24 protein-coding genes are annotated in these 25,194 nt (G+C 49.9%); 23 read left to right on the forward strand and 1 reads right to left on the reverse strand.

Annotated features, from left to right (window positions below; translation table 11 throughout):
• Positions 1 to 32 precede the first annotated feature (32 nt).
• The 23 genes from rplJ (at position 33) to DWY89_RS08070 (ending at position 22,550) form a co-directional block, all read left to right on the forward strand.
• Positions 33 to 521 carry a 50S ribosomal protein L10 gene (rplJ, locus tag DWY89_RS07960; RefSeq protein ID WP_022360614.1) on the forward strand — a complete coding sequence of 163 codons (489 nt, stop codon included), beginning with the start codon at positions 33 to 35 and terminating at the stop codon, positions 519 to 521.
• Between the two features lie 104 nt (positions 522 to 625).
• Positions 626 to 997 carry a 50S ribosomal protein L7/L12 gene (gene rplL / locus DWY89_RS07965; RefSeq protein WP_118523303.1) on the forward strand — a complete coding sequence of 124 codons (372 nt, stop codon included), beginning with the start codon at positions 626 to 628 and terminating at the stop codon, positions 995 to 997.
• 164 nt (positions 998 to 1,161) lie between these two features.
• On the forward strand, positions 1,162 to 1,824 hold the full coding sequence (locus tag DWY89_RS07970; RefSeq protein WP_118523302.1) for a hypothetical protein: 663 nt from the start codon (positions 1,162 to 1,164) through the stop codon (positions 1,822 to 1,824).
• A gap of 165 nt (positions 1,825 to 1,989) precedes the next feature.
• Positions 1,990 to 2,664 carry a uracil-DNA glycosylase gene (locus DWY89_RS07975; protein WP_118524575.1) on the forward strand — a complete coding sequence of 225 codons (675 nt, stop codon included), beginning with the start codon at positions 1,990 to 1,992 and terminating at the stop codon, positions 2,662 to 2,664.
• 12 nt (positions 2,665 to 2,676) lie between these two features.
• Positions 2,677 to 3,516, forward strand: a complete 840-nt coding sequence (locus DWY89_RS07980) for an undecaprenyl-diphosphate phosphatase (protein WP_022360611.1) — start codon at positions 2,677 to 2,679, stop codon at positions 3,514 to 3,516.
• Between the two features lie 234 nt (positions 3,517 to 3,750).
• Entirely contained in the window at positions 3,751 to 4,458 is a 708-nt protein-coding gene (locus DWY89_RS07985) for a polysaccharide deacetylase family protein (RefSeq protein ID WP_182434534.1), read from the forward strand.
• Positions 4,459 to 4,467: 9 nt separating this feature from the next.
• Positions 4,468 to 5,790, forward strand: coding sequence for a replication-associated recombination protein A (locus DWY89_RS07990; protein WP_118523299.1), 1,323 nt, complete (start codon positions 4,468 to 4,470; stop codon positions 5,788 to 5,790).
• Positions 5,791 to 6,233: 443 nt separating this feature from the next.
• Positions 6,234 to 8,045, forward strand: a complete 1,812-nt coding sequence (gene rho / locus DWY89_RS07995; RefSeq protein ID WP_118523298.1) for a transcription termination factor Rho — start codon at positions 6,234 to 6,236, stop codon at positions 8,043 to 8,045.
• A 316-nt stretch (positions 8,046 to 8,361) separates the two neighbouring features.
• Positions 8,362 to 8,571 carry a 50S ribosomal protein L31 gene (gene rpmE / locus DWY89_RS08000; RefSeq protein WP_022360607.1) on the forward strand — a complete coding sequence of 70 codons (210 nt, stop codon included), beginning with the start codon at positions 8,362 to 8,364 and terminating at the stop codon, positions 8,569 to 8,571.
• Between the two features lie 86 nt (positions 8,572 to 8,657).
• Complete coding sequence (locus DWY89_RS08005) at positions 8,658 to 9,614, forward strand: DUF1385 domain-containing protein (RefSeq protein ID WP_118524576.1); 957 nt, start codon at positions 8,658 to 8,660, stop codon at positions 9,612 to 9,614.
• A gap of 32 nt (positions 9,615 to 9,646) precedes the next feature.
• On the forward strand, positions 9,647 to 10,645 hold the full coding sequence (locus DWY89_RS08010) for a HemK/PrmC family methyltransferase (RefSeq protein WP_118523297.1): 999 nt from the start codon (positions 9,647 to 9,649) through the stop codon (positions 10,643 to 10,645).
• 18 nt (positions 10,646 to 10,663) lie between these two features.
• Positions 10,664 to 11,740: a peptide chain release factor 1 gene (prfA, locus tag DWY89_RS08015; protein ID WP_107001390.1), complete on the forward strand. Its 1,077-nt coding sequence runs from the start codon at positions 10,664 to 10,666 to the stop codon at positions 11,738 to 11,740.
• A 31-nt stretch (positions 11,741 to 11,771) separates the two neighbouring features.
• Positions 11,772 to 12,260: a deaminase gene (locus DWY89_RS08020; RefSeq protein WP_022360603.1), complete on the forward strand. Its 489-nt coding sequence runs from the start codon at positions 11,772 to 11,774 to the stop codon at positions 12,258 to 12,260.
• Positions 12,250 to 13,008, forward strand: a complete 759-nt coding sequence (locus DWY89_RS08025; RefSeq protein ID WP_182434536.1) for a class B sortase — start codon at positions 12,250 to 12,252, stop codon at positions 13,006 to 13,008. Before DWY89_RS08020 ends, DWY89_RS08025 begins: the two co-directional genes overlap by 11 nt.
• Positions 13,009 to 13,185: 177 nt before the next feature.
• Positions 13,186 to 14,079 (forward strand): glucose-1-phosphate thymidylyltransferase RfbA, encoded by an 894-nt coding sequence (gene rfbA / locus DWY89_RS08030; protein ID WP_022360600.1) that lies wholly within the window; start codon positions 13,186 to 13,188, stop codon positions 14,077 to 14,079.
• A gap of 14 nt (positions 14,080 to 14,093) precedes the next feature.
• Complete coding sequence (gene rfbB / locus DWY89_RS08035) at positions 14,094 to 15,116, forward strand: dTDP-glucose 4,6-dehydratase (RefSeq protein ID WP_118293369.1); 1,023 nt, start codon at positions 14,094 to 14,096, stop codon at positions 15,114 to 15,116.
• Entirely contained in the window at positions 15,116 to 15,970 is an 855-nt protein-coding gene (gene rfbD, locus DWY89_RS08040) for a dTDP-4-dehydrorhamnose reductase (RefSeq protein ID WP_107001395.1), read from the forward strand. Before rfbB ends, rfbD begins: the two co-directional genes overlap by 1 nt.
• A 179-nt stretch (positions 15,971 to 16,149) precedes the next feature.
• On the forward strand, positions 16,150 to 17,502 hold the full coding sequence (glmM, locus tag DWY89_RS08045; RefSeq protein WP_118523295.1) for a phosphoglucosamine mutase: 1,353 nt from the start codon (positions 16,150 to 16,152) through the stop codon (positions 17,500 to 17,502).
• Between the two features lie 3 nt (positions 17,503 to 17,505).
• Complete coding sequence (greA, locus tag DWY89_RS08050; protein ID WP_022360596.1) at positions 17,506 to 18,009, forward strand: transcription elongation factor GreA; 504 nt, start codon at positions 17,506 to 17,508, stop codon at positions 18,007 to 18,009.
• Positions 18,010 to 18,038: 29 nt separating this feature from the next.
• A complete protein-coding gene (locus tag DWY89_RS08055; RefSeq protein ID WP_117796070.1) occupies positions 18,039 to 18,551 on the forward strand; it encodes a nitroreductase family protein in 513 nt (170 codons plus the stop codon).
• Positions 18,552 to 18,910: 359 nt separating this feature from the next.
• The gene (locus DWY89_RS08060; protein ID WP_182434538.1) at positions 18,911 to 20,056 is read left to right on the forward strand and encodes a Rho termination factor N-terminal domain-containing protein; all 1,146 of its coding nucleotides are present in this window, start codon (positions 18,911 to 18,913) and stop codon (positions 20,054 to 20,056) included.
• Between the two features lie 21 nt (positions 20,057 to 20,077).
• A complete protein-coding gene (locus DWY89_RS08065) occupies positions 20,078 to 21,370 on the forward strand; it encodes a 2-hydroxycarboxylate transporter family protein (RefSeq protein ID WP_118523293.1) in 1,293 nt (430 codons plus the stop codon).
• Between the two features lie 97 nt (positions 21,371 to 21,467).
• On the forward strand, positions 21,468 to 22,550 hold the full coding sequence (locus tag DWY89_RS08070) for an ethanolamine utilization protein EutH (RefSeq protein WP_118524578.1): 1,083 nt from the start codon (positions 21,468 to 21,470) through the stop codon (positions 22,548 to 22,550).
• Positions 22,551 to 22,745: 195 nt separating this feature from the next.
• Here the strand turns inward: DWY89_RS08070 and hypD are convergent, their stop codons facing one another.
• Positions 22,746 to 25,193: a trans-4-hydroxy-L-proline dehydratase gene (hypD, locus tag DWY89_RS08075; RefSeq protein ID WP_118523291.1), complete on the reverse strand. Its 2,448-nt coding sequence runs from the start codon at positions 25,191 to 25,193 to the stop codon at positions 22,746 to 22,748.
• Between the last annotated feature and the right edge of the window lies 1 nt (position 25,194).

Below are 25,194 nucleotides of genomic sequence, written 5' to 3' on the forward strand. Positions count from 1 at the left end.
GTTATAGAAATAAAACAGGAGGTAAACCAATCATGGCAAAAGTTGAATTAAAGCAGCCGGTTGTTGCTGAAATCGCAGAATTATTCAACGGCGCTAAGGGCGCAGTAGTAGTTGACTACCGTGGACTGACAGTTGAGCAGGACACACAGCTCCGTAAGCAGTTAAGAGAAGCTGGTGTTACTTATAAAGTATATAAGAACACCATGATTCGTTTCGCTGCTAAGGGTACCGCGTTCGAGGCTCTGGAGCCGAATCTGGAGGGTCCGACCGCTCTGGCTGTATCCAAAGAGGATGCTACAGCTCCGGCAAGAATTTTAGCTGAGTTCGCTAAAAAAGCAGACAAGCTTGAGATCAAGGGCGGCGTTGTAGAGGATACTTACTACGATGCAAAGGGCATGCAGGTTATCGCAACCATCCCGTCCAGAGAAGTTCTTCTTGGAAAACTTCTTGGAAGCATGCAGTCTCCGATCACAAACTTCGCTCGTGTTATCAAACAGATCGCAGAGCAGCAGGAGGCATAAGACCCTTACCTGCAAAGCAGGGTGTAAGGTGCGTGAGAGCCGCATAGTAAAGCAAGAGGCCGCATAAGGTCGATTTAAAATTCAATCACAGGAGGAATATTAAAATGGCAAAGTTAACAACAGCTGAGTTCATTGAGGCAATCAAAGAATTATCCGTATTAGAGTTAAACGATTTAGTAAAAGCTTGCGAGGAAGAGTTCGGTGTATCCGCAGCAGCAGGCGTTGTTGTAGCAGCAGCAGGTGCAGCTGAGGCAGCAGAAGAGAAGACTGAGTTCGACGTAGAGCTGACAGAGGTTGGCCCGAACAAAGTTAAAGTTATCAAGGTAGTTCGTGAAGCTACAGGTCTTGGTCTGAAAGAGGCTAAGGAAGTAGTTGACGGTGCTCCGAAGGTAGTTAAGGCTGGCGCTTCCAAGGAAGAGGCTGAGGAGATCAAGACTAAATTAGAGGCTGAAGGCGCTAAAGTTACCTTAAAGTAATTTAAGTAATTTCGCATAGAGCTAATTGCATTACAGATGGAGAGTCTGGCGTGTGCGTGAGCGCATGCCGGGCTCTTTTTATTTCATGGGAAATTGCGTCCTATGAAATAAAAAACGCTCCGCGAAGATGCAGACTCTTTTTTAAACGGGGGAATCAAATCAAGATGGCAGAGAAGACAAGAAATGAAACGGCAGCAGATGAGGAACTTAAAACGCTTCGGGAACGGCTTAAGGCGTGCGAATTTCTGCTGATTGGGCTTGGAAGCGAATGGGAGAAGGCGGGAGGCGCGGAGGTACAGGAGGCATACCGGGCGCTGGCATCGATGACAGAGGGGAAGGATTATTTTATCGTGACAACCGCAAAGGATGCGCGCATCTTTGAAAGCCCGTTGGATGAGACGAAAATCACGGCGCCGTGCGGTAATGTGAACTGGCTTCAGTGTTCGAAAGGCTGTACGAAGGATATCTGGGAGCGCGGCGAGGTGGCGGATGGTATCTGCCCGCACTGTGGGGCGCCGCTGACAGAAAACACAGTTCTGGCGAATCCGTATATCGAGGAAGGTTATTTGAAAAGCTGGAATCTCTACCGGGAATGGCTGGCTGGAACCTTAAACCATGCGCTTCTGATTCTTGAGCTGGGAGTGGATTTCAAGACGCCGACCGTCATCCGCTGGCCCTTTGAAAAGACGGTCTTTTTTAACCGCAAATCGCATATGTATCGGATAAACCAGAAGTTTTACCAGATTGTCGGAGATATTCAGGAGAGGACCGTATCGATTCCGCAGAATTCGGTCGGCTTTATCCGCAATTTTGCTTCCTGCGATTGAGAGTCCGCTTAGTTACTGGGCACGTATGCGTGAACAGTAACGTCCACTTATCTGCGGAGGGGACATTTGGAAAGCAAAACTTGAGAAACCGCTTCGATTGTGCTAAAATGGAACCATCGTTTGACAGAAAACGACAGAAAATGACATGGACGAGAGGATAGGGCAATGGGAGCAATCAGTAATGACTGGCTGGCTCCGCTCAGCGGAGAGTTTAAAAAGCCATATTACAGAAAGTTATACGATACTGTGAAACGGGAATATGAGACGCATGTTGTATATCCGGATGCGAATGATATTTTCAATGCATTTGATTTTACCCCTCTTTCCGAGGTAAAGATGGTTATTTTAGGTCAGGATCCCTACCATGGTCCGGGACAGGCGCATGGGCTTTGCTTTTCGGTAAAGCCGGATGTGGAAATCCCGCCGTCCCTGGTGAATATTTATCAGGAATTGCACGATGATCTCGGCTGTTACATCCCGAACAATGGCTATCTGACGAAATGGGCGAAGCAGGGAGTCATGCTGCTGAACACAGTTCTGACCGTCCGCGCGCATCAGGCTAATTCCCACCGTGGAATCGGCTGGGAGGAGTTTACGGACGCTGCGATCAAGATCTTAAATGAGCAGGACCGTCCGATGGTATTTATTCTGTGGGGACGTCCGGCACAAGCGAAGAAATCGATGCTTAATAATCCGAAGCATCTGATTCTCGAAGCACCGCATCCGAGCCCGCTGTCTGCGTACCGCGGATTTTTCGGCAGCCGCCCATTCAGCAAGACCAATGAATTTTTAAAAAAACATGGTGTTGCCCCGATCGACTGGCAGATAGAAAACGTGTAGGAAGGAGCAGACATGAGTTTTGTTGAGATTTTAAAAGTAATTGTACTGGGAATCGTGGAAGGTTTCACGGAATGGCTTCCGATCAGCAGTACCGGGCATATGATTCTGGTGGATGAGATCATCCATCTGGATGTCAGCGAGGCGTACCGGGAAGTGTTTATGGTTGTCATCCAGCTGGGTGCGATTCTGGCGGTTATGGTGCTGTATTTCAATAAATTGAATCCGTTTTCACCGCACAAATCGATGGCGCAGAAGCGCGGTACAATCCGTTTGTGGATAAAAATTATTATAGCCTGCATTCCGGCAGCAGTGATTGGGCTTCCGCTTGACCATTTCATGGATAAGCTGATGAACGGCTATGTCGTAGCAGCGATGCTGATTCTCTACGGCGTTTTGTTTATCGTACTGGAAAATCGAAACGTGCACCGTCATTTTCCGATTGAGCGCGTGACGCAGATTTCGTTCCAGACAGCGGCGCTGATCGGCTGTTTCCAGGTGCTGGCGATGATTCCGGGTACTTCCCGTTCGGGCGCGACGATTCTGGGCGCGATGCTGATCGGCTGTTCACGTCCGGCGGCGGCAGAATTTTCATTCTTCCTTGGGATTCCGGTTATGTTCGGTGCGAGTTTTTTAAAGATTGTGAAATTTTTCATTCAGGGCGGCGGATTTTCTTTCGCGGAGTTCATTTATCTGGTTCTTGGTATGGTGGTCGCATTTGGCGTGTCCGTGTACTCGATCAAGTTCCTAATGGGATATGTCCGCAAGCATGATTTCAAGTTTTTCGGATATTATCGGATTGTGCTTGGTATCGTGGTGCTGTCCTACTTTGGTATTTCGGCGCTAGTAGGTTAAAATGTACGCTCGGAGTCGTTCCTGCACTTGCTTTTGCGGCTGGCGGAAAGATTCCGAGAGCACATTAAATAGAAAAAGAGGATTCAGACCTGACAGAAATGCGGAGGTCTGGATCCTTTTTTGCGTTCATATAATACATGGAAGCGGAAACGCAAATATAAAGGGGATGCCCTGTCACAGTTCAGGGCTGACACGTCTAAAATGGTAAATCGGATCATTCAAAATAAGGGTTCCATGAGGAAAAAACTGCTCTGCCTGTGCACGGCAGTGCTGCTGGATCTGTGTTTCTTAGGAATCGTGTGCAGGCTGGCAGTGGGGATGCAGTGGGAAGATTTGGCGGAAGTGGAGCAGGCGGACCAGACGGTTTCCTCCCTGGAATGCTTTTCCGGCGGGGAGCTGGCGCTGACCTTCGACGACGGACCGCACAGGGTGTACACGAAAAAGCTGCTGGACGGCTTGCGCGAGAGGGGCGTGAAAGCCTCTTTTTTTCTGGTCGGGGAAAATATTCCGGGTAATGAGGAACTGGTGCGACAGATGGCTAAAGACGGTCATCTCATCGGGGTTCACTGCATGGCACATGTGGATCTGGCGCGCCAGCCGATTGAAAAGAGCGTGGAGGAGATTCGGGAGACGGCCGATTGGATCGAGGCGGTCACGGGAAAACGTCCGGAATACATACGTCCGCCGTATGGTTCATGGAGTACGGAGCTTCAGGAGAGAGTGTCGATGACGCCGGTGTTCTGGGACGTCGATACGCTGGATTGGAAAAGCCGGAATACGGCGCGGATTGTGAAGCATATCTGTAAAAATGCGGCGGTTCACACGGTGGTGCTGATGCATGATGCATATCAGACTTCGGTCGATGCAGCGCTTGAAACGATTGACACATTGACGGCGGAGGGATATACTTTTGTTACAATAGAAGAATGTCTGATTGATTGAGAGGATACGATGGATTTATTTGATTATATGCGGAAAAATACGATCGAGCAGGAGGCACCGCTGGCATCCAGGCTGCGCCCGTCCACGCTTGACGAGGTGGTGGGACAGAAGCATATCATAGGAAAGGATAAGCTTTTGTACCGGGCGATCCAGGCGGATAAGCTCGGATCGCTGATTTTTTACGGACCGCCCGGAACGGGCAAAACGACGCTGGCGCGCGTGATTGCCAACACGACGAGCGCGCGTTTTGAGCAGCTCAACGCGACGGTGGCGGGGAAAAAAGATATGGAACAGGTCGTGCAGGATGCCAAGGATGCACTGGGGATGTACGGAAAGCGCACGATCCTGTTTATCGACGAGATTCACCGCTTTAATAAGGGGCAGCAGGACTATCTTCTGCCGTTTGTTGAGGATGGTACGATTCTGCTCATTGGTGCGACGACGGAGAATCCGTATTTTGAGGTCAACGGAGCGCTGATTTCCCGATCCCGTATTTTTGAGCTGAAACCGTTGGAAAATGCGGATATCCGCGAGCTTTTAGAGCGGGCGCTCCATGACAAGGAAAAGGGTATGGGAAGCTATCGCGCGGAGGCGACGGACGAGGCGCTCGATTTTCTGGCCGATATGGCAGGCGGAGACGCGCGCGCGGCGCTCAATGCGATCGAGCTTGGTATTCTCACAACGGAACGGAGTGAAGATGGCCTGATTCACATCACACTCGATGTAGCACAGGAGTGCATCCAGCGCCGTGCCGTGAAGTATGACAAGACGGGGGACAACCATTACGATACGATCTCAGCGTTTATCAAGAGTATGCGCGGTACCGATCCGGATGCGGCAGTTTATTATCTGGCGAAGATGCTGGATGCAGGCGAGGATATCAAATTTATTGCGCGGCGTATCATGATCTGTGCATCGGAGGATGTCGGCAATGCGGATCCGCAGGCGATTCAGGTTGCGGTCAGCGCGGCGCTGGCAGTGGAGCGGATTGGTCTGCCGGAGGCGCGGATTATCCTGTCGCAGGCGGCTACCTATGTGGCGAGCGCGCCGAAGAGCAACGCGGCGTATGTGGCGGTCGATGAGGCACAGGAGGCGGTCAGGTTAAAGGGCAACTTTACGGTGCCGTCCCATCTGCGCGACTGCCATTACAGCGGGGCGGAGAAGCTGGGGCATGGCGACGGGTACAAGTATGCACATGATTATCCGAACCATTATGTGAAGCAGCAGTACCTGCCGGATGGACTGGAGGGCAGCACATTTTACCGCCCGTCAGAAAATGGGTATGAGAAGAAGATTGGGGAGTGGCTGCACTTCCTGAGGGGCTCTGAATGAGAAAAGCTTCTTTTCAGATGGATTTTGATTTGAGATGGAAAACAATTTTCATATGTTCCGTTACTGTTCACACACGTGTGCCCAGCAACGGGATTTTGCCGATGCTACGCATTCCAAATCGGCAAAATCTTCTGCCGGAACTTTATCGTACGGAATTTTCAGTTCAGAAAATTCCTACCTGTGAACAGTTACTATGTTCCTGAATTGATATGTATGAAGAAAATGTTTACTTGAATTTTTATGAAAACCGTTTATAATAAAACCAAGGTGGCTGCAGGATAAAGAGCAGTCACAGCATAAAAGGCTATGTTAAAAAGGTATGCCGGGCAGGTATCTGCCTGTCCGGTTTCGTGTAAGTACCTGGAAGACATCCACACGTTTCTTATTTCTGATTTTTGAATCCCAGAGAATATGACACAATTAAACAGGGTAAGGAGAATTATATGAGAGAAAAATTAAAGACACTCCCTCTGGTGCAGCTTCGGGAAATGGCGAAGGCACAGGGGTTAAAGGGGATCAGCACCCTGAAAAAGGCGGAGATCATAGACAGGCTGTGCGAACTTGAGAAGCCGGCGGAAGGGGGACAGAAAGAAGAAACGCCCCAGGCTTCTGTCAGTGAGCATCCGGCTGGATCGGCGGAACCGACAGAGAGTACGGAAATGCACGTGCAGCCGCGCAGAACGGATGCAGGGCAGAATACATCGGCACAGACGTATTCGCAGCCGCGGAGATCTGCCAACGGAGAACGGGCTGCGGGAGGGCAGAATTCCAGCTATGAGCGCCGCAGCGAAGGCGGATACCGCCGGAATGAATACGGCTCCTATACACGCCGTGAGAATAATAATACCCGTTATCAGGATAACCGCAGACGCGAGTACACGCAGCGAGAGGGGTATCAGAGAAATTCCTATGTGCCGCGTAACAATTACAATGAAGCGATGAGCGCAAGAACCGAGTATAGCCAGCCGGAACATACCGCACCGGCACCGCAGATGGCAGAAGCAGCCTCCGAGTACAGTCAGCCGGAACGTACCGCGCCGGTGCAGCAGATGGAAAGCACCCGTACCGAGGTGGAAAATGCACGCATGGAGGATCTGAAAAATGAATTTCAGGAGTTGGACAGCGGCATCGAGGCGAACGGAATCCTGGAGGTTATGCCGGATGGATTTGGATTTATCCGTTGTGAAAACTTCCTGCCGGGTGAAAATGACGTCTATGTGGCGCCGTCCCAGATCCGTCGTTTTAATCTGAAAACTGGTGATATCGTGCGCGGAAGCCGTCGTGTAAAGTCGGCGACGGAGAAATTTGCCGCATTATTATATATTAATTCGGTCAATGGATACCCGACCAGCGTGGTGGAAAAACGCCCGAATTTTGAAAATCTGACGCCAATTTTCCCAAATGAACGTCTGCACCTGGAATATCCGGGGGTTAAGACTTCCATGGCGATGCGCGTGATGGATCTGCTGTCCCCGATCGGAAAAGGACAGCGAGGCATGATCGTATCCCCGCCAAAAGCCGGAAAGACCACCCTGTTAAAGCAGGTGGCGACGACCATCACAAAGAACCATCCAGAAATGCACCTGATCATCCTTCTGATCGATGAGCGTCCGGAGGAGGTGACAGATATCCGTGAGACGGTAACGGGAGAAAATGTCGAGGTCATCTATTCGACGTTTGACGAGCTGCCGGAGCGTCATAAACGTGTGTCGGAGATGGTAGTAGAACGGGCGAAGCGCCTTGTCGAGCACGGAAGGGACGTTATGATTCTTTTAGACAGTATCACCCGTCTGGCGAGGGCTTACAATCTGGTGGTTCCGCCGAGTGGACGAACTCTTTCAGGTGGTTTGGATCCGGCAGCGCTGCATATGCCGAAGCGCTTCTTCGGTGCGGCGAGGAATATACGCGAGGGCGGCAGCCTGACGATTCTGGCGACCGCGCTGATTGAGACGGGCAGCCGTATGGACGATGTTATTTACGAGGAATTTAAGGGAACCGGCAACATGGAGCTGGTGCTTGACCGCAAACTTTCCGAGAAGCGCATCTTCCCGGCGATCGATATCCTGCGTTCCGGTACGCGAAGAGATGATCTGCTTCTTTCGTCCGCCGAGGCGGAAGCGGTCGATATCGTCCACAAGGCGACCAACACGCAGAAACCGGAGGATACCGTCGAGCGAATCCTGGATCTGTTTGCCAAGACGAAGAACAATGCGGAATTTGTGGAGATCACGCGGAAAAAGGGGGCATTTTACTAAAAATCATGTTTCATCAATAGCGCATCTGTGAGGACTTTCTTCCAGGCAGGAAAACAGGACTGTAAGAAGAAAAATAGTATTGAAAAATAGATAAAATTGCTTGCTAAAAAGTACACACCATGATATAATTATAAGGCTGTATTAACAGACGGTAGTTCTGACATCTGCGTGAGTCGTCCTTACGAGTGGAAGGAACGCTTAAATGATGGAATAGCGTGCCTGGATGTGCGGAGCTTTATATAGAGCCGTTTTAAGACGGCTTGCAATTAAAAAAGCGGTCGGAAATCGCAATGAAAAATTCAGAGAGGTGAAAGAAATGAGAGAAGGAATCCATCCAGCCTATTATCAGGCAAAAGTAGTTTGCAACTGTGGTAACGAGTTCGTAACTGGTTCTACCAAGAAAGACATCCACGTAGAGGTTTGCTCCAAGTGTCATTCATTCTACACAGGCCAGCAGAAAGCAGCCGCTGCCCGCGGACGTATCGATAAGTTCAACCGCAAGTACGGCATCAACGCAGGCAAATAAGTTTGAACCATGTAAAGGTTGGGTTTTAGTGGCGACATTAAACTCAGCCTTTTTGTTTTCTTCTTTTTTTATTTTGAAAGGACAGCATGAAGTATTCAGGAATTGGCGGTCAGGCGGTAATTGAAGGCATCATGATGATGAAAGGTGAGGACTATGCAGTGGCAGTCCGCCGGCCTGACAAAGAGATAGAAGTAAAAAAAGACACATACCAGAGTATCACGAAAAAAGCGAAGATTTTACAGCTCCCGTTTGTGCGCGGCGTGTTCCGGTTTGCAGATTCGATGATCATCGGCATGCGGAGTCTGTCGTATTCCGCCAGCTTTTTTGAAGATGACGAGGATGCAGAGCCGGGAAAATTCGAACAGTTTTTAGATCGTGTGTTCGGCGAGAAGCTGGAGAGTGCGATCATGGCAGCTGTTCTGGTAATTTCGTTTATCCTGGCAATTGGTATTTTTATGCTCCTGCCGCTGGGAATTGCGAACCTGTTTAAGGGAGTTATCACATCGGATCATCTGATGGCAGTGCTGGAAGGTGTGATCCGGATCGCGATTTTTATTATCTATATTAAACTCGTTTCGCGGATGGAGGACATCCGGCGGACATTTATGTACCACGGGGCGGAGCACAAGTGCATCAACTGTGTGGAACACGGACATCCGCTGACGGTAAAATATGTGCGCGAGAGCTCGAAGGAGCACAAGCGCTGTGGTACCAGTTTCATATTGATTGTCATGGTGATCAGTATTCTGATGTTTATGGTGATCCGGGTCGATACGATTTGGATGCGGATGCTGAGCCGTATTATTCTGGTTCCGGTCATTGCGGGTATATCATATGAGGTATTGCAGTGCGCCGGACGGAGCAATTCGAAGTTTATGGATCTGGTGAGCCGTCCGGGTATGTGGATGCAGGGTCTGACGACGAAGGAGCCGGATGACTCGATGATTGAGGTGGCGATCGCGGCGACCGAGGCAGTTTTTGACTGGAGAGAATACCTGACGGAGAATTTCCCAGGCTGGGAAAAGCAGCTGGAAGAGTCATAAATAGAACACGGTATGACAGAGGGGATGAGTCGATGAGCGAGGAAAACGGAAGAACAGACCTGACCTGGAGAGAACTGTTGGATGAGGGCGGCGCGCGCTTAAGTGAGGCGGGTGTGCCGGACGCAGGAACGGATGCCTGGTATCTGATGGAAGCGGCGTTCGGGATTGACCGGGTGCATTATTATCTGGATCAGAACCGTCCGATCCATGCGGAACGCCTGGAAAAGGGCTATGGGCGCTATCAGGAAATGCTTCAGAAACGGGCAGAGCGCATTCCACTGCAGCAGATTCTGGGAATGCAGGATTTTATGGGAATGACATTTTCTGTCGATGAAAATGTCCTGATTCCGCGCCAGGATACGGAGACGTTAGTTGAGCGGGTTCTTCGGGATTACCCGGAAAAGGATCTGAAACTTTTGGATATGTGTACCGGATCCGGCTGTATCGCGATCAGCCTTGCCGTGCTTGGCGGCTACCAGAACGTGACGGCGGTGGATATTTCCGAGGCGGCGCTGCGCGTGGCAAAGAAAAATGCGAGACGTCTCTTTTTGATTCAGAAGGGAACTGCGCGGTCAGAATCGTTTCAGGTATCGGAGGATCCGTGGTGCATCCGCCTGAAAACGTGGCTGGCAAAGGGACCGCGCCTGCAGGCAGAGATCGAGGAACACAGCCTGACACTTTTGCAGAGCAATCTGTTTCAGGCGGTGGAGGCGGATGTCATGTACGATGTGATTGTGTCGAATCCGCCGTATATCCCATCGGCGGTGATCGACAGTCTGGAACCGGAGGTACGCGACCATGAGCCGCGGCTGGCGCTGGACGGCAGCGAGGACGGTCTGTATTTTTACCGGGTTCTGGCGCTGGAGTGCAGCAAACATCTGAACAAGGGCGGCTGCGTATATTTTGAGATAGGATATGACCAGGCGGGGGCGGTCAGCAGGATACTGACCATCGCCGGGTATCGGGAGATAGAAGTGATAAAGGATGAGCCGGGGCTGGATCGAGTGGTAAAGGCACGGTGGAACCGTTAGACGATAGAGGAGGATATCATGTTTGACAGATTGGATGATTTGCTGATCCGTTATGAAGAGCTGATGGAAGAGCTCGGCAGCCCGGAAGTGGCAAGCGATACAAATCGTTTCCGCAAGTTGATGAAGGAGCAGTCGGATCTGGCTCCGATTGTGGAGGCATATAAAGAGTATAAGAAGGCAAAACAGGACGTAGAGGACAGTCTGGCGCTTCTGGATGAGGAATCCGACGAGGAGATGCGCGAGATGGCGAAGGAAGAGTTAAATGCTGCGAAAAAGCGCATTGAAGATCTGGAGCAGGAATTAAAAATTCTGCTTCTTCCGAAAGATCCGAACGATGAAAAGAACGTTATCGTCGAGATCCGTGCAGGTGCAGGCGGCGATGAGGCGGCATTATTTGCGTCCGAACTGTACCGTATGTATGTGCGCTTTGCAGAGCGCAACCGCTGGAAAACTGAGCTTGTCAGCGTCAGTGAAAATGGAATCGGCGGCTTCAAGGAGGTCGTTTTCATGATTACCGGCCAAGGCGCTTACTCCAAGATGAAGTACGAGAGCGGTGTCCACCGCGTACAGCGTGTGCCGGAGACCGAGTCCGGCGGACGTATCCATACTTCGACCGCGACGGTTGCCGTGATGCCGGAGGCAGAGGATGTGGACGTTGTCATCGATGATAAAGATATCCGTATTGACGTTATGCGTGCGTCCGGAAACGGTGGACAGTGTGTCAACACGACTGACTCCGCGGTACGTCTGACCCATATTCCGACCGGTATCGTGATCTACAGCCAGACTGAGAAATCGCAGTTACAGAACAAGGAAAAGGCGTTCCGTCTTCTGCGTTCCAAGCTATATGATCTGGAGCTGGAGAGACGCCAGAACGAGGAAGCGGCAGAACGCCGCAGCCAGATTGGTACCGGTGACCGTTCCGAGAAGATCCGTACCTATAACTTCCCGCAGGGACGTGTGACCGAGCACCGCATCAAACTGACCTTGTATAAGATCGATTCGATCATGGACGGCGATCTGTATGAGATCATTGACAGCTTAATTGCAGCCGATCAGGCGGCGAAGCTGGCGAAGATGAATGAGGGCATCTAAAGAATTAGAGAAAACGGAAGGGGGATCCTATATGGAAAGAAGAGATAAAGTCAATTATTATTTGGATCTGGCGGAAATGGTTTCGCAGCGGAGTACCTGTCTGCGAAAGCACTACGGGGCAGTGATTGTGAATAACGATGAGGTTATCTCGACCGGCTATGTGGGCGCCCCGCGCGGACGGAAAAACTGTTCCGATATCGGTCGCTGCATCCGCGAGGAGCTTCATGTGCCGCGCGGCGAGCGGTACGAGTTGTGCCGCAGTGTCCATGCCGAGGCCAATGCCCTGATCAGTGCCTCCAGAGAGCGCATGATCGGCGCGTCGCTGTATCTGACCGGTGTCGATGCGAGAACCGGCGGGTATGTGGAAAAATCGAGCTGCTGTTCGATGTGCAAGCGCATGGTAATCAATGCCGGAATTGAACATGTCTATATCCGTGATACGAAAAATGAGTACCGAAAAGTCGATGTAGAAGATTGGATCCGCGAAGATGAATCGCTGGAAGGAAAATTTGGGTACTAAGAAGCGCACAGGAGACGGCGCTGCCCGCTGGGCACGCCGCATCTTCTGTGCTTTTTTGATCGTGATTGGATGTCTGGTTCTGGCGGATGGTGTGGGGGATGCGGTTAGAAGGGCGGAAAACAGAGATTCCCAATCTGAAGGAAATGTAGAGCAGAATTTATCTGGAAAATCTGATTCAGATGCGTCAGAGCCGATATGGCAGCCAGATTTCGCAGCCTTAAAATGCCAGAATGCCGACGTCATCGCCTGGATTCGCATTCCCGGTACTCACATCGACGAACCGATTGTCCAGACAACCGACAATGAATCGTACCGCAGCATCGGGCTGGATGGAAAACCAGATCCAGCCGGGACTGTCTTTCTGGACTGCGAGAGTGCACCGGATGCATCGGATTTTCATTCGATTTTTTACGGGCATCATATGAAGGACGGAAGCCGGTTTTCCGAGCTGATCCGCCTGAAAGACGAAGATTTCTTCCAGAAGCATCGGACGGCTTATCTCTATTTCCCAGATGGGAAAAGGCGGACACTCCGTCTGATTGCAGCGCTCACTGCGGGCAGTCAGGGGGAACGGCGTAGGACGGAATTTGCGGATCGGTCGGAGATGCATTCTTATATAGAAGAAATGACGGAGGGATGCCGGTTTCGCGAATTGCCAGACGAGGAGGTTTCCCACTTGTATTCCTTTGTGACGTGCAGTTATGAATTTGCGGATGCGCGGACGATTGTGTATGCAGTGGATGAATGATGCTTATGGATTGTAGAATGCAAGAACAGTAGAGGGAAAAAACGTGTAAACATAGAAGAAGTGCAAAGCAAATAAATTTGCAAGCAGCAGGCAAATGTGGTATATTACTTATAGTGATGAGATCTGCCTTTTTTTAGAAAAGAGGCGTGAAAATAAAACATATGAGGAGAACAAGATATGAAGGGTATCGTTTTAGCAGGCGGTTCAGGCACACGCCTTTACCCGCTGACACGCGTAACTTCCAAACAGCTGCTTCCGATTTATGACAAACCGATGATTTACTATCCGATCTCCGTTCTGATGAACGCGGGAATCCGGGATATTCTGATTATTTCGACACCGGATGACACACCGCGTTTTAAGGAATTGTTGGGCGATGGACATCAGTTTGGTTTACATTTAAGCTATGCCGTGCAGCCAAGTCCGGATGGACTGGCACAGGCATTTATCATTGGCGAGGAGTTCATCGGGGATGATTCCGTAGCGATGATTCTGGGGGACAATATTTTCCAGGGTCAGGGACTTGTGAAACGCCTGCGTGCTGCCTCTGCCAAGAAAGAGGGCGCGACTGTATTCGGCTACTATGTCGATGATCCGGAGCGCTTCGGTATCGTAGAATTTGACGACCAGGGCAAGGCGATCTCCATCGAGGAGAAGCCGGAGAAACCGAAGTCCAATTACTGTGTAACGGGTCTGTATTTCTATGACAACCGGGTAGTAGAGTATGCGAAACAGTTAAAACCGTCTGCCAGAGGCGAGCTTGAGATCACCGATTTGAACCGCATCTATCTGGAAAATGGCGATCTGGATGTCATTCTTCTGGGACAGGGCTTTACCTGGCTCGATACCGGTACACATGAGTCCTTAGTTGAGGCAACCAATTTCGTTAAGACAGTAGAGACCCACCAGCACCGCAAGATCGCGTGCCTGGAGGAGATTGCGTACTTAAACGGCTGGATCAGCAAGGAAGAAGTGCTGGAGGCATACGAGGTATACAAGAAAAACCAGTATGGCAAATATCTGAAAGACGTACTGGATGGGAAATATGTTGATAAAATACATCAGAATTAAAAGGAGTTAAAACAATGAAGATTATCGTGACAGGCGGAGCCGGATTCATCGGCGGAAACTTCGTACACCATATGGTAAATAAATACCCGGAGTATCAGATCATCAATCTGGATCTTCTGACCTATGCGGGTAACTTAGAGACACTGAAACCGGTAGAGGATAAGCCGAATTACAAGTTTGTACACGGCGATATCGCAGACCGCGACTTTGTATTCAAGCTGTTTGAAGAGGAAAAACCAGATGTCGTTGTAAACTTTGCAGCGGAGAGCCACGTAGACCGTTCCATCACGGACCCGGAGGCATTTGTCCGTACCAATGTCATGGGAACGACCACCCTGCTGGATGCCTGCCGCACCTATGGAATTAAACGTTATCATCAGGTATCGACCGATGAGGTATACGGCGATCTGCCGTTAGACCGCCCGGATCTCTTCTTCACGGAGACAACCCCGCTTCATACCTCCAGCCCGTACTCTTCTTCCAAGGCGAGTGCGGATCTGTTTGTATTGGCATACCATAGAACCTACGGACTTCCGGTGACAGTATCCCGCTGCTCCAACAACTACGGTCCATATCATTTTCCGGAGAAGCTGATTCCGCTGATGATCAGCCGTGCGCTGGCAGACGAGGAACTTCCGGTATACGGCGACGGCGCGAACGTCCGCGACTGGCTGCACGTATCCGATCATTGTGAGGCGATCGATCTGATTCTCCACAAGGGACGCGTCGGTGAGATTTACAACATCGGCGGACATAATGAGAGGACCAACCTGGAGGTTGTTAAAACCATCCTGAAAGCGCTGGACAAGCCGGAAAGCCTGATCCGTTACGTCAAGGATCGTCCGGGTCATGACCGCCGTTATGCGATCGATCCGACCAAGATCGAGACGGAGCTTGGCTGGAAGCCGAAATACAATTTTGACACCGGCATTCGTCAGACGATCGACTGGTATCTGAACAATCAGGACTGGTGGAAACACATTTTAAGCGGTGAGTACAGCCAGTACTTCGAAAAAATGTATGGAGATAGATTATAATGAGAGTATTAGTGACAGGCGTTAAAGGCCAGCTTGGCTATGACGTGATGAATGAGCTGAAAAAACAGGGTCTTACTGGCATCGGTGTGGATGTCGATGAGATGGATATTACCGATGCAGAGGCATGCCGCCGCGTGATCACCGAGGCAAAGCCGGATGCAGTGATCCACTGCGCTGCATATACTGCAGTAGACGCAGCGGAACAGAACATGGAACTCTGCCGTAAAGTCAATGCAGATGGAACGAGAAATATCGCTGAGGTCTGCAAAGGTCTGGACATCAAAATGATGTACATCAGCACCGATTATGTATTCAACGGTCAGGGCACCCGCCCGTGGGAGCCGGATGACCACCGGGAACCACTCAACGCCTACGGTCAGTCGAAGTATGAGGGCGAGCTGGCAGTCGAGGAGCTGGTAAAGAAGTTTTTCATCGTCCGTATCGCGTGGGTATTTGGCGTGAACGGCAAGAACTTCATCAAGACGATGCTGCGCGTTGGCAAAGAGCGCGGGGCAGTCAGTGTTGTGGATGATCAGATCGGTTCCCCGACTTACACATACGATCTGGCGCGTCTGTTGGTTGATATGATTCAGAGTGATAAATATGGTCGTTACCATGCGACGAATGAGGGACTTTGCAGCTGGTATGAATTTGCAGTTGAGATCTTTAAGCAGGCGGGCATGGACGTCAAGGTGACGCCGGTCAGCACTGCTGAGTATACAGCTGCTTATCCGGGTCAGGCAAAACGCCCGATGAACAGCCGGATCAGCAAAGAAAAACTTTCGGACAACGGATTTGAGCGCCTTCCGTCCTGGCAGGATGCGGTAGGTCGCTATCTGAAAGAAATTCAGTAAAAAATGTGCAATCAGACATAGAAAGCAGCAGCGGCAGAAAGTGTGAAGCGCCGTTGGCTGCAGGATTTTCTTCAGGTTGGAATCAAAATCGTAGAAGGTCATGTATGTTAGTGGGGGATTTCCATAAATGTACATGACCTTTGGACTCTGTATTTGATGATGTAGGAGGAACTCTCAAAATGGGTAAATATTTTGGAACAGACGGATTCCGCGGCGAGGCAAATGTGACGCTGACCGTGGAGGACGCCTATAAAGTAGGTCGTTTCCTGGGCTGGTACTATGGACAGAAGACGAAAGCAGATCGCTGCCGGGTCGTGATCGGCAAGGATACGAGACGCAGCAGCTATATGTTTGAGTATTCGCTGGTATCGGGACTGACCGCTTCCGGCGCAGATGTCTATCTGCTTCACGTGACAACCACTCCGAGTGTATCGTATGTTGTACGCACCGAGGAGTTTGACTGCGGTATCATGATCTCCGCAAGCCACAATCCATACTATGACAACGGAATCAAGGTCATCAACGGACGCGGCGAGAAACTGGAGGAGGAGACGATCGAGAAGATTGAGTCGTATCTGGATGGCGAGATGGGCGAGATTCCATTTGCCAAGCGCGATGCGATCGGACGCACCGTTGACTATGCGGCGGGACGCAACCGCTATATCGGTTATCTGATTTCCCTGGCAACACGGTCTTTCAAAAATATGCGGGTAGGTCTTGACTGTGCAAACGGAAGCGCTTCCGCGATTGCGAAAAACGTATTCGACGCACTGGGCGCGGAGACACATGTCATCAACAACACGCCGGATGGTCTGAATATCAATACAAATTGCGGTTCCACCCACATCGGGGGACTGCAGAAATATGTGGTTGAAAATCATCTGGATGTTGGATTTGCTTATGATGGAGATGCGGACCGCTGCCTGGCAGTGGATAGTGAGGGCAAGCTGGTGGATGGCGACAAGATTCTCTATGTATGTGGAAAATACATGAAAGAACAGGACACGCTGGTCAACAATACGGTTGTCACCACGGTTATGTCGAACTTCGGTCTTTATAAGGCATTTGAGCGTGAGGGCATTTCCTATGAGAAGACGGCGGTTGGTGATAAGTATGTCTATGAAAATATGTCCCAGAACGGTCACTGCTTGGGAGGCGAGCAGTCGGGCCATATCATTTTCAGCAAGCACGCGACGACCGGAGATGGCATTTTAACATCATTAAAGCTGATGGAAGTGATTCTGGAGAAGAAAGAGACACTTGCAAAGCTGGCTGATGAGGTGCAGATTTATCCTCAGGTTCTGAAAAATGTCAGAGTCAAGGATAAAGAGGCGGCGCAGGCAGACCGCGACGTGCAGGCGGAGGTTCAGAAGGTATCGGATGCCTTGGGCGATACCGGTCGAATCTTAGTTCGTCCGAGTGGTACAGAGCCGCTGATCCGCGTGATGGTCGAGGCACCGACGGATGAAATCTGCGGAAAATATGTAGCACAGGTTGTAGAAATGATAGAAAAAAAGGGACTGGCAGAGTAAGACATGAGAGAGCAGCTGACAGAAAGTGATGTAAAGAAGATTCAGGAAGAGATCGACCATCGGAAGCTGGTGGTCCGCAAAGAGGCGATCGAGGCGGTCAAGGAGGCGCGCGCACAGGGTGACTTGAGCGAAAACTTCGAATATTATGCTGCTAAGAAGGATAAGAACCGGAATGAAAGCCGTATTCGCTATCTGGAAAATATGCTGAAGCACGCTAAGATCGTATCGGAAGAATCCCGCCCGGATGAGGTCGGAATGAATGATACGGTTACCCTGTATTTTGAGGATGACGACGAGGAAGAAGTATACCGTCTGGTAACGAGCATCCGGGGCAATTCTCTGGAAAACCGGATCAGCATCGAGTCGCCGCTCGGAAAAGCGATCGAAGGACACCATGTGGGTGACCAGGTGGAAGTGAAGGTCAACGATAAGAGCAGCTATGTGGTGGAGATCCGGAAGATCGAGAAAACGGGAGAAGAGGATTCGGATCGGATTCGTAGTTATTAGTCGCAATACAAAGGAGAGTTTTGATTACTATGAAATTTGAAGAATTATGTGATGCACGTTATTCACTTCGTAAATTTGACAGCCGCCCGGTTGAGGCGGAAAAATTACAGAAAGTGCTGGAGGCAGGACGCAAAGCCCCGACGGCACATAACTTACAGCCACAGCGCTTTTTCGTGATGCAGAGTGAGGAGGCTCTGGCGAAAGCGGATGCATGTACGGCGTGTCATTTTCATTCGCCGGTTGTGATTGTAGCAGCCTATGATCCAGAGATTTCCTGGAAAAGGGAAGAGGACGGGAAAAACCATGGAGAGATCGATGTGACATTGGCGGTTTCCCAGATGATGTTGCAGGCAGCAGAACTGGGACTGGGAACAACGTATGTTGGTATGTTCAATCCAGAAAAATTGCTGGAGCAGTTCCCAGAGATGAAGGGCTTACAGCCGACGGCCTATCTGCCGCTTGGATATCCGGCAGAGACAGCTCATCCGTCCAGGCTGCATGCAGATCGCAAGCCGCTAGAAGAGCTGGCAGTATTTCTGTAAAATATAGACAATCCGTAACTGTTCAGTACCTTCACAGTCACGCGCAAAAATCCATTAAAAATTGCCTGCGGCAATGGGATTTTTGCCTGCTGGCCCATGTTTTCGTACGGTCAGCGCAGTAAAGCGCAGACCTACTGAACAGTTACGACAATCCTTTATGTACCATAATCCTTAATCGATACAGTCTGTTTCCTGAGAAGCTTGGAGACAGGCTGTATTTTTGTGTAATGCCAATGATGCGCACTCGCGCGAAGCAGAAATATGTAACGATATATCTTGCAATCCATGTGCATTTAAAAGTATAATAAAAAAATATGAAGAGAAGCATGAAACGATGTAAGATGAGAAAAGGAAATGGTATGTTATTAAGAGAATATTTAAAAGAATGGACCAAAGAAGACTTATTAAACGAAGCAAGAAGCTACGAGTTAAAGAACTGTTCCCGGCTTAAAAAGGATGACCTGGTTGACCGAATTGTAGAATATTTAACGACGGAAGAGGCACTCCGGGGCAGACTTTCATGCCTGACGAAAGAGCAGATGGTGCTTTTTTGCAAAGCCTGTACCGAGCCACAGAAAATTTCTGCAGAAGAGATCATGGATGGAATGCAGTTATATAAATACGTACTTGGAAGTTTTGAGGAGGTGAGTGACTGCTTCACTGTCTTTGAAGAGATTGCACAGAGGTTTAGCGGGATTGACGACGAGGCATTCCGGGCGGTTCAGAGTAAAAAAGGCTGGCTGATGAAGTGTATCAGCTTCTTTATCGATTATTATGAGATTGCGCCGCTGGAAATTTTGTATGAACTGTACAAATTGAAGGTGAAAGGCACGATCGAAGAAATGATCGGGATGCTGGAGGAAATGCCGGAGGACATCACAGAATCCTGCATTTTCCCGATGGAGAAACTGGGAATGCAGGACCTGCCGAAAGAGAATCCGCTTTATTCCGAGAGAGGCTTGTATGTACATCTTCCAGTTTTTGAGGGGGATGGATTCACTGCTTTGTTGAAACAGCAGCAGAATAAAAAATTCTATATTCCGTCTGCACAGCAGTTGGATGAAATCTGTCAGAAAGGGTATGAGGCAGGTGCGCTGGCTTATAAGGAGTTGGAGTCCTATTTCATAAAAAAATTGGATGTGCCGTATGAGAAAGCGGCTAGATGGTGCTTTGAGACGTGGACCAGCAGCTATGAAGGAAAATCACCGGCAGAACTGATGAATAAGATGCATGAAGAAGGGATTGTCTTCCAGAGCGAGCAGCAGATGGGCGAATTTTTAAGACTTCTCATGGATGCGTTCAACAATACGAGAACAAAAGAAAACCGCGGAAATAAACCGTGGGAATTAAGTGAGAGAGGTATGATCGGCGGCATGCCGGCGATGGTGCCGGAAATGTCCCAGCCAGCACCGGTAACCGCGAAAAAGGTGGAGAAGATTTATCCGAATGATCCGTGTCCTTGCGGATCTGGGAAGAAATATAAGAAGTGTTGTGGAAGAAATTAATACTCAGAGGTGAAATGAAAAATGCAGCAAGAGAGGAAAGAAATATCTGGCAAAGCTAATACGATCGCTGGTTTTTCCATCCCTCTGTATCTAGGCATCCTGGCGCTGGTGGTGGTCTGTATGTATATGGACTGTCTTCCGGCAGGCTTGGTCGGCGGCATGATTGCGCTGATGGTGCTAGGCGAGGGACTCAATTTTTTAGGAAATCATACACCGGTTGTGAAAACGTACCTGGGCGGCTCGGTCATCTGTATTCTGGGGGCGGCGGTCATCCAGGCGCTGGGGCTGATTCCGGAGCAGACGCATGAGATCCTGGACAATTTTGTCAACAAAGAAGGATTTCTGGTCTTCTATATCTCAGCGCTGATCACAGGAAGTCTTTTCAATATCGACCGCGGGCTTCTGATCCGCGCAACGGTGAAACTGCTTCCGACAGCTGTCATATCGCTGGCAGTCGGCGTGATACTTTCAGGTCTGCTCGGTATGGTGATGGGGGATAGTTTTCTGGAAGGCATCCTGTATATCGGTATTCCGATGACGAGCGGCGGCATGACGGCGGGAGCAGTGCCTCTGTCGGCAATGTATTCGTCGGTTCTGGGGACGGACGCCGGACAGATCCTGACGCGGATCGCACCGGCGACGGTGCTGGGAAATTGTGTGGCGATCATTTTTGGCGGTTTAGCCAATAATATCGGCGAGCGAAAGCCATCCCTGACCGGAAATGGCTGCCTTGTCAATGACGGTCACGAAGTGAAGAAACAGCCTCCGATGAAACCGACCTTCGCACTCTTATGTACGGGGCTTATCATTTCAATGGCATTTTATGAACTGGGGGCGCTCTGCCATCATTTTATTTCGATTGTACCGACGTATGCGTGGATGATTGTAGCAGTTGTGATTGTGAAGGGAACGGGAATCCTTTCAGAGCGCCTGGAGGACGCGGCGAGAGAGTGGGGACAGTTCGCGATCCACAGCTGGACAGCGGCGGCGCTGACCGGAATCGGGGCGACACTGATTGATTTAAAGACGATTTTACACACGATCACTCCATTTTATCTGCTCAGTGTTGTGCTGATTGTCGGGGCGATCACACTGACCGCCGGATTGATCGGCATCAAGATGGGATTTTATCCGCTGGAATCATCGATCGCAGCGGGGATGTGTACGACGAACATGGGCGGTTCCGGAAATGTGGCGGTGCTCAGCAGTTCGAAACGGATGGAACTGCTTCCATTTGCACAGATTGTGACGCGTTCCTGCGGGGCACTGATGCTGACGATCGGGGGCGTGCTGATACAGTTGCTGGCGAGGTAAAAAAGAATTGTGATTGACAGAGAAATGTGTCTGATAGAGGGAAAATAAGTGAAAACAGGGGAATAGAGAAATAGGGAAAAGCTGGGAGGTAGGTCTTATGAACATATTCATTGCGATCATGCTTGTATTTGCGGCAGCCGGGCTTTTGGATGAGATACTGGGAGGAAAGCTGGGGCTGATGCCGAACTTTGAAAAGGGGCTTGCCACGATGGGCGGTCTGGCGATGTCCACGGTCGGATTTTATGCGATCGGAGTTACATATGTGCAGACGCATGCGGAAGCGATTGCGGAGGCGGCAAAGCATATGCCATTTGATCCGGCGCTCATTCCAAGCTGCCTTCTGGCGCCGGATATGGGGGCGCTTGGCATGGCACAGAAGCTGGCGGCGACACCGGCGCTGGCGGCATTTACCGGTGCGATGGTAGCAGGCAGTCTGGGTATGACGGTCGGATACCAGTTGCCGGTCTTTCTGGCAGCCGTTCGAAAAGATGAAATAGGAGAGCTGATGCGGGGATTCATCTTCGGGCTGATTGCCATACCGTCTGGTCTGGCGGTCGGAGGTCTGATGCTGGGTCTGCCTGTCCGTCAGCTCTTTTTTAATATGATCCCGGTGCTGGTGCTGTGCATGGTGCTGATTGCGGCATTTGTGCTGGTTCCGGCGCTGACGATGAAGATCATGATTTTCCTCGGAAATGCGATCCGTATTTTTAGTTTTCTCCTGTTTGGTGTGGCAGTCTTCGGAATTTTCATGCCGAAGTATGCGGTTGTCGAGGATGCCTTGATTGAGGAAATGCTTTTTATGGTACTCCGTATGGTCATCGCAGCGTGCGGCGGTCTGGTGCTGTCGCAGGTGGCGTTAAAACGTCTCCAAAAGCCGATCCAGCGTATCGGGGCGGTTCTGGGTATCAATGAGGAGGCAGTTGTCGGACTGTTCCTTTCCTTTATACAGAGCCTTGCGATGCTGCAGTTGTTTTCCAAGATGGATAAGCGCGGAAAAGTATTAAACGCCGCTTTCTCTGTTGCAGGCGCCTATGTGGTAGGCGGTCAGATGACCTTCGTAGCATCCCTGATACCGGGAAACTGGGTAACAGCCTATATGATCAGCAAGGTGCTGTCAGGCGGACTGGCAGTTGCCCTGGCGGTTATTTGTTTGAGAAGGTCAAAAATGATAGCAGAGTAGAGCTGGACAGGAAGTACAGTAAGGAATCGGATATTGCGATAAGAATGGGAAGATAGATAGAAAAAGAAAGAAATAAGAAAGCCCCGGCAGTTTCGCTGCCGGGGCTTTCCGCCCTTTTGGGGCTATATCATTTTCATAGAAGGTATTAATATGATGCAATGAAGACTTTTAGAGTTGTAAAACGGTTGCGAGCAATTAACAGCAGCCACAGCCTCCAAAGCTCTGCTCGGTTCTCTCAATGATCTCGTTCTGAAGCGGTTTATCCAGGTTACGGAAGTAGTCACTGTATCCGGCTACGCGGACGATCAGTTCTTTGTATTCCTCCGGGTTCTTCTGAGCTTCAATCAGAGTCTGGCGGTCGATAACGTTGAACTGCATATGATGTCCGTTCATAGCGAAGTAGGAACGAATCAGAGCAGCCAGGTTGTCAATACCCTTCTCGCCTGCGATAGCAGCCGGAGTAAACTTCTGGTTCAGCAGAGTACCGCCGGTCTCACAGTGATTCATCTTGGAGCAGGATTTAACAACTGCGGTCGGTCCGTTGATATCAGCGCCTTTTTCTGGGGAAATACCCTCAGACAGCGGGATATGTGCCAGACGTCCGTTCGGGCTTGCGATCATAACATCACCGAAGTATACGTGGCAGGTGGTCGGAAGCATATCTACATGATATACACCGCCTCTGGTGGTAGGTCTGCCGGTGATATAATCTTTGTACTCGTTGAATACGCTTACCATGATGTCATCTGCATAATCATCATCGTTGCCGTATTTCGGAGTCTTATTCTTAACCAGGTTCAGGATATCCTCATGACCCTTGAAGTCGTCATTCATAGCGTCGATGAGTTCTTTCATGGTAAACTTCTGATTGTCAAATACGTTGAACTTGATAGAGGAAAGTGCATCGGAAATGGTTCCGATACCAACACCCTGGATATAGCTTGTGTTGTATCTTGCACCGCCTGCGTTGTAGTCTTTACCTTTCTTGATACAGTCATCGGTACAGATGGAAAGGAACGGAGCCGGCATCATTTCTGCGTAAATTCTCTCGATAACCAGGTTGCCGCGCATCTTAACATCAATGATGTACTCAAGCTGTGTCTTGAATGCGTTCCACAGTTCGTCGTAGGATTTGAAGTCTTCTGCCTTGCCGGTGTGCGGTCCGATCTGTTTTTTGAACATTACATCGTAGCCATCATACAGAGCGAGCTGTAAGCACTTCGGGATGTTTAAGTAACCGGTCAGCCAGTAAGCCTCGGTTCCCCAGGCACCTGTCTCAACACATCCGGAGCATCCAGCGTTTCTTGCATCTACCAGAGATTTGCCCTGATTTACCAGCTCCTGAATCAGCTCATCGGTATTGTAGAATGCCGGTTGACCCCAGCCCTGACGAGCGATCTCGCAAGCTCTCTTTAAGAACTTATCCGGAGTAACTTTGGAAATCTGTACGTTGGAGTTCGGCTGGTTCTGTCTCATATCTTCCATACAGTCAAGGATTAAGTAAGAAACAGCGTTAACTGCATCAGTACCATCTTCCTTCACACCGCCGGAGTTGATGTTTGCGAAGTCTACGTATGTACCGGACTCTTTTAAGGTTACGCCAACCTTAACCGGAGCCGGAGAGTTGAACAGTTTAACCCAGAGGCACTCAAGAAGCTCAAGAGCTCTTGTATCATCCAGAGTACCTGCAGCAGTATCTTTCTCATAGAACGGAATCAGATGCTGATCCAGACGACCCGGTGTAAATGCATCCCACGGGTTTAACTCGGTTGTAACACCAAGGTGTGTAAACCAGTACATCTGAAGTGCCTGCCAGTAGGTCTCCGGTTTGTGCTCCGGAACAACCGCACAGTTAGCTGCGATCTGCTCGAGCTCTGCTTTTCTGACCGGATCCTTCTCCTTAGCAGCTTTCTCAAGAGCCAGATCGTGATATCTCTTACCTAAGATAATGATAGCATCGCAGCAGATATCCATAGCGCGAAGTTCCTGCTCTTTGTCATAAGCTTCCGGATCATTGAAGTAGTCAAGCTCTTTGATAGCCTGCTCGATCTCTTTCTTGTAGTCGCCGTAGCCCTTGATGTAGAAGTTTTTGCCGCCGGCTGTATGACCCGGTCCACGCTGCTCCATGAACTCGGTGAACATACCAACCTCATAGCAGTCTCTCCATTCCTGGGTCATAGCTTTTAAGAGATGCTCTCTGACTGCACGGTTCTTCCAGTACGGAATGATCTCTTCTTCCTGAAGCTTCAGATCGTCTTCGGTAACGGTGAAGTTAACCAGTTTACGATCATTCATAATGTGCATATCTTCGATGGTATGACAGCACAGCTCCGGGAAAGTCGGTGAACACTGCGGGTCTTTACCCTTCTCACCAACTAACAGCTCATCATCGCCTAAGTAAAGAGTTTTCTTAGAGAAGTACTCTTTCAGAACGAGAGCTCTTAAAACCGGTACAGATACGGAACCTTCGTACTCTTTGTAAACATCGGTTTCAATTTTGGCTCTTTCCAGATCCAGATGCGGCTGGGTAGAGTGGCTGAGTCTTCTCAGTCTTTTAATTCTTTCGGTACATCCGCGGTCGTTGTCTTTTAACAGACCTTCTGGTGTGTTGATTACGAATGAAGTATCAATTTTCTCTGCCATT

This window comes from Clostridium sp. AF27-5AA (assembly GCF_003478415.1).
Classification (GTDB): Bacteria; Bacillota; Clostridia; order Lachnospirales; family Lachnospiraceae; genus Otoolea; species Otoolea fessa.

What these genes read in the sequence shown, in the direction of transcription:
- DWY89_RS08065 (WP_118523293.1), top strand. Translation starts at nt 20,078, where the DNA reads ATGCAGCAAGAGAGGAAAGAAATATCTGGCAAAGCTAATACGATCGCT.
- DWY89_RS08070 (WP_118524578.1), top strand. Translation starts at nt 21,468, where the DNA reads ATGAACATATTCATTGCGATCATGCTTGTATTTGCGGCAGCCGGGCTT.
- rho (WP_118523298.1), top strand. Translation starts at nt 6,234, where the DNA reads ATGAGAGAAAAATTAAAGACACTCCCTCTGGTGCAGCTTCGGGAAATG.
- rfbB (WP_118293369.1), top strand. Translation starts at nt 14,094, where the DNA reads ATGAAGATTATCGTGACAGGCGGAGCCGGATTCATCGGCGGAAACTTC.
- rplL (WP_118523303.1), top strand. Translation starts at nt 626, where the DNA reads ATGGCAAAGTTAACAACAGCTGAGTTCATTGAGGCAATCAAAGAATTA.
- rfbD (WP_107001395.1), top strand. Translation starts at nt 15,116, where the DNA reads ATGAGAGTATTAGTGACAGGCGTTAAAGGCCAGCTTGGCTATGACGTG.
- DWY89_RS08005 (WP_118524576.1), top strand. Translation starts at nt 8,658, where the DNA reads ATGAAGTATTCAGGAATTGGCGGTCAGGCGGTAATTGAAGGCATCATG.
- DWY89_RS08020 (WP_022360603.1), top strand. Translation starts at nt 11,772, where the DNA reads ATGGAAAGAAGAGATAAAGTCAATTATTATTTGGATCTGGCGGAAATG.
- DWY89_RS08010 (WP_118523297.1), top strand. Translation starts at nt 9,647, where the DNA reads ATGAGCGAGGAAAACGGAAGAACAGACCTGACCTGGAGAGAACTGTTG.
- greA (WP_022360596.1), top strand. Translation starts at nt 17,506, where the DNA reads ATGAGAGAGCAGCTGACAGAAAGTGATGTAAAGAAGATTCAGGAAGAG.
- DWY89_RS08060 (WP_182434538.1), top strand. Translation starts at nt 18,911, where the DNA reads ATGTTATTAAGAGAATATTTAAAAGAATGGACCAAAGAAGACTTATTA.
- DWY89_RS07980 (WP_022360611.1), top strand. Translation starts at nt 2,677, where the DNA reads ATGAGTTTTGTTGAGATTTTAAAAGTAATTGTACTGGGAATCGTGGAA.
- DWY89_RS08055 (WP_117796070.1), top strand. Translation starts at nt 18,039, where the DNA reads ATGAAATTTGAAGAATTATGTGATGCACGTTATTCACTTCGTAAATTT.
- rfbA (WP_022360600.1), top strand. Translation starts at nt 13,186, where the DNA reads ATGAAGGGTATCGTTTTAGCAGGCGGTTCAGGCACACGCCTTTACCCG.
- prfA (WP_107001390.1), top strand. Translation starts at nt 10,664, where the DNA reads ATGTTTGACAGATTGGATGATTTGCTGATCCGTTATGAAGAGCTGATG.
- hypD (WP_118523291.1), bottom strand. Translation starts at nt 25,193, where the DNA reads ATGGCAGAGAAAATTGATACTTCATTCGTAATCAACACACCAGAAGGT.
- DWY89_RS07970 (WP_118523302.1), top strand. Translation starts at nt 1,162, where the DNA reads ATGGCAGAGAAGACAAGAAATGAAACGGCAGCAGATGAGGAACTTAAA.
- rplJ (WP_022360614.1), top strand. Translation starts at nt 33, where the DNA reads ATGGCAAAAGTTGAATTAAAGCAGCCGGTTGTTGCTGAAATCGCAGAA.
- rpmE (WP_022360607.1), top strand. Translation starts at nt 8,362, where the DNA reads ATGAGAGAAGGAATCCATCCAGCCTATTATCAGGCAAAAGTAGTTTGC.
- DWY89_RS07975 (WP_118524575.1), top strand. Translation starts at nt 1,990, where the DNA reads ATGGGAGCAATCAGTAATGACTGGCTGGCTCCGCTCAGCGGAGAGTTT.
- DWY89_RS07990 (WP_118523299.1), top strand. Translation starts at nt 4,468, where the DNA reads ATGGATTTATTTGATTATATGCGGAAAAATACGATCGAGCAGGAGGCA.
- DWY89_RS07985 (WP_182434534.1), top strand. Translation starts at nt 3,751, where the DNA reads ATGAGGAAAAAACTGCTCTGCCTGTGCACGGCAGTGCTGCTGGATCTG.
- glmM (WP_118523295.1), top strand. Translation starts at nt 16,150, where the DNA reads ATGGGTAAATATTTTGGAACAGACGGATTCCGCGGCGAGGCAAATGTG.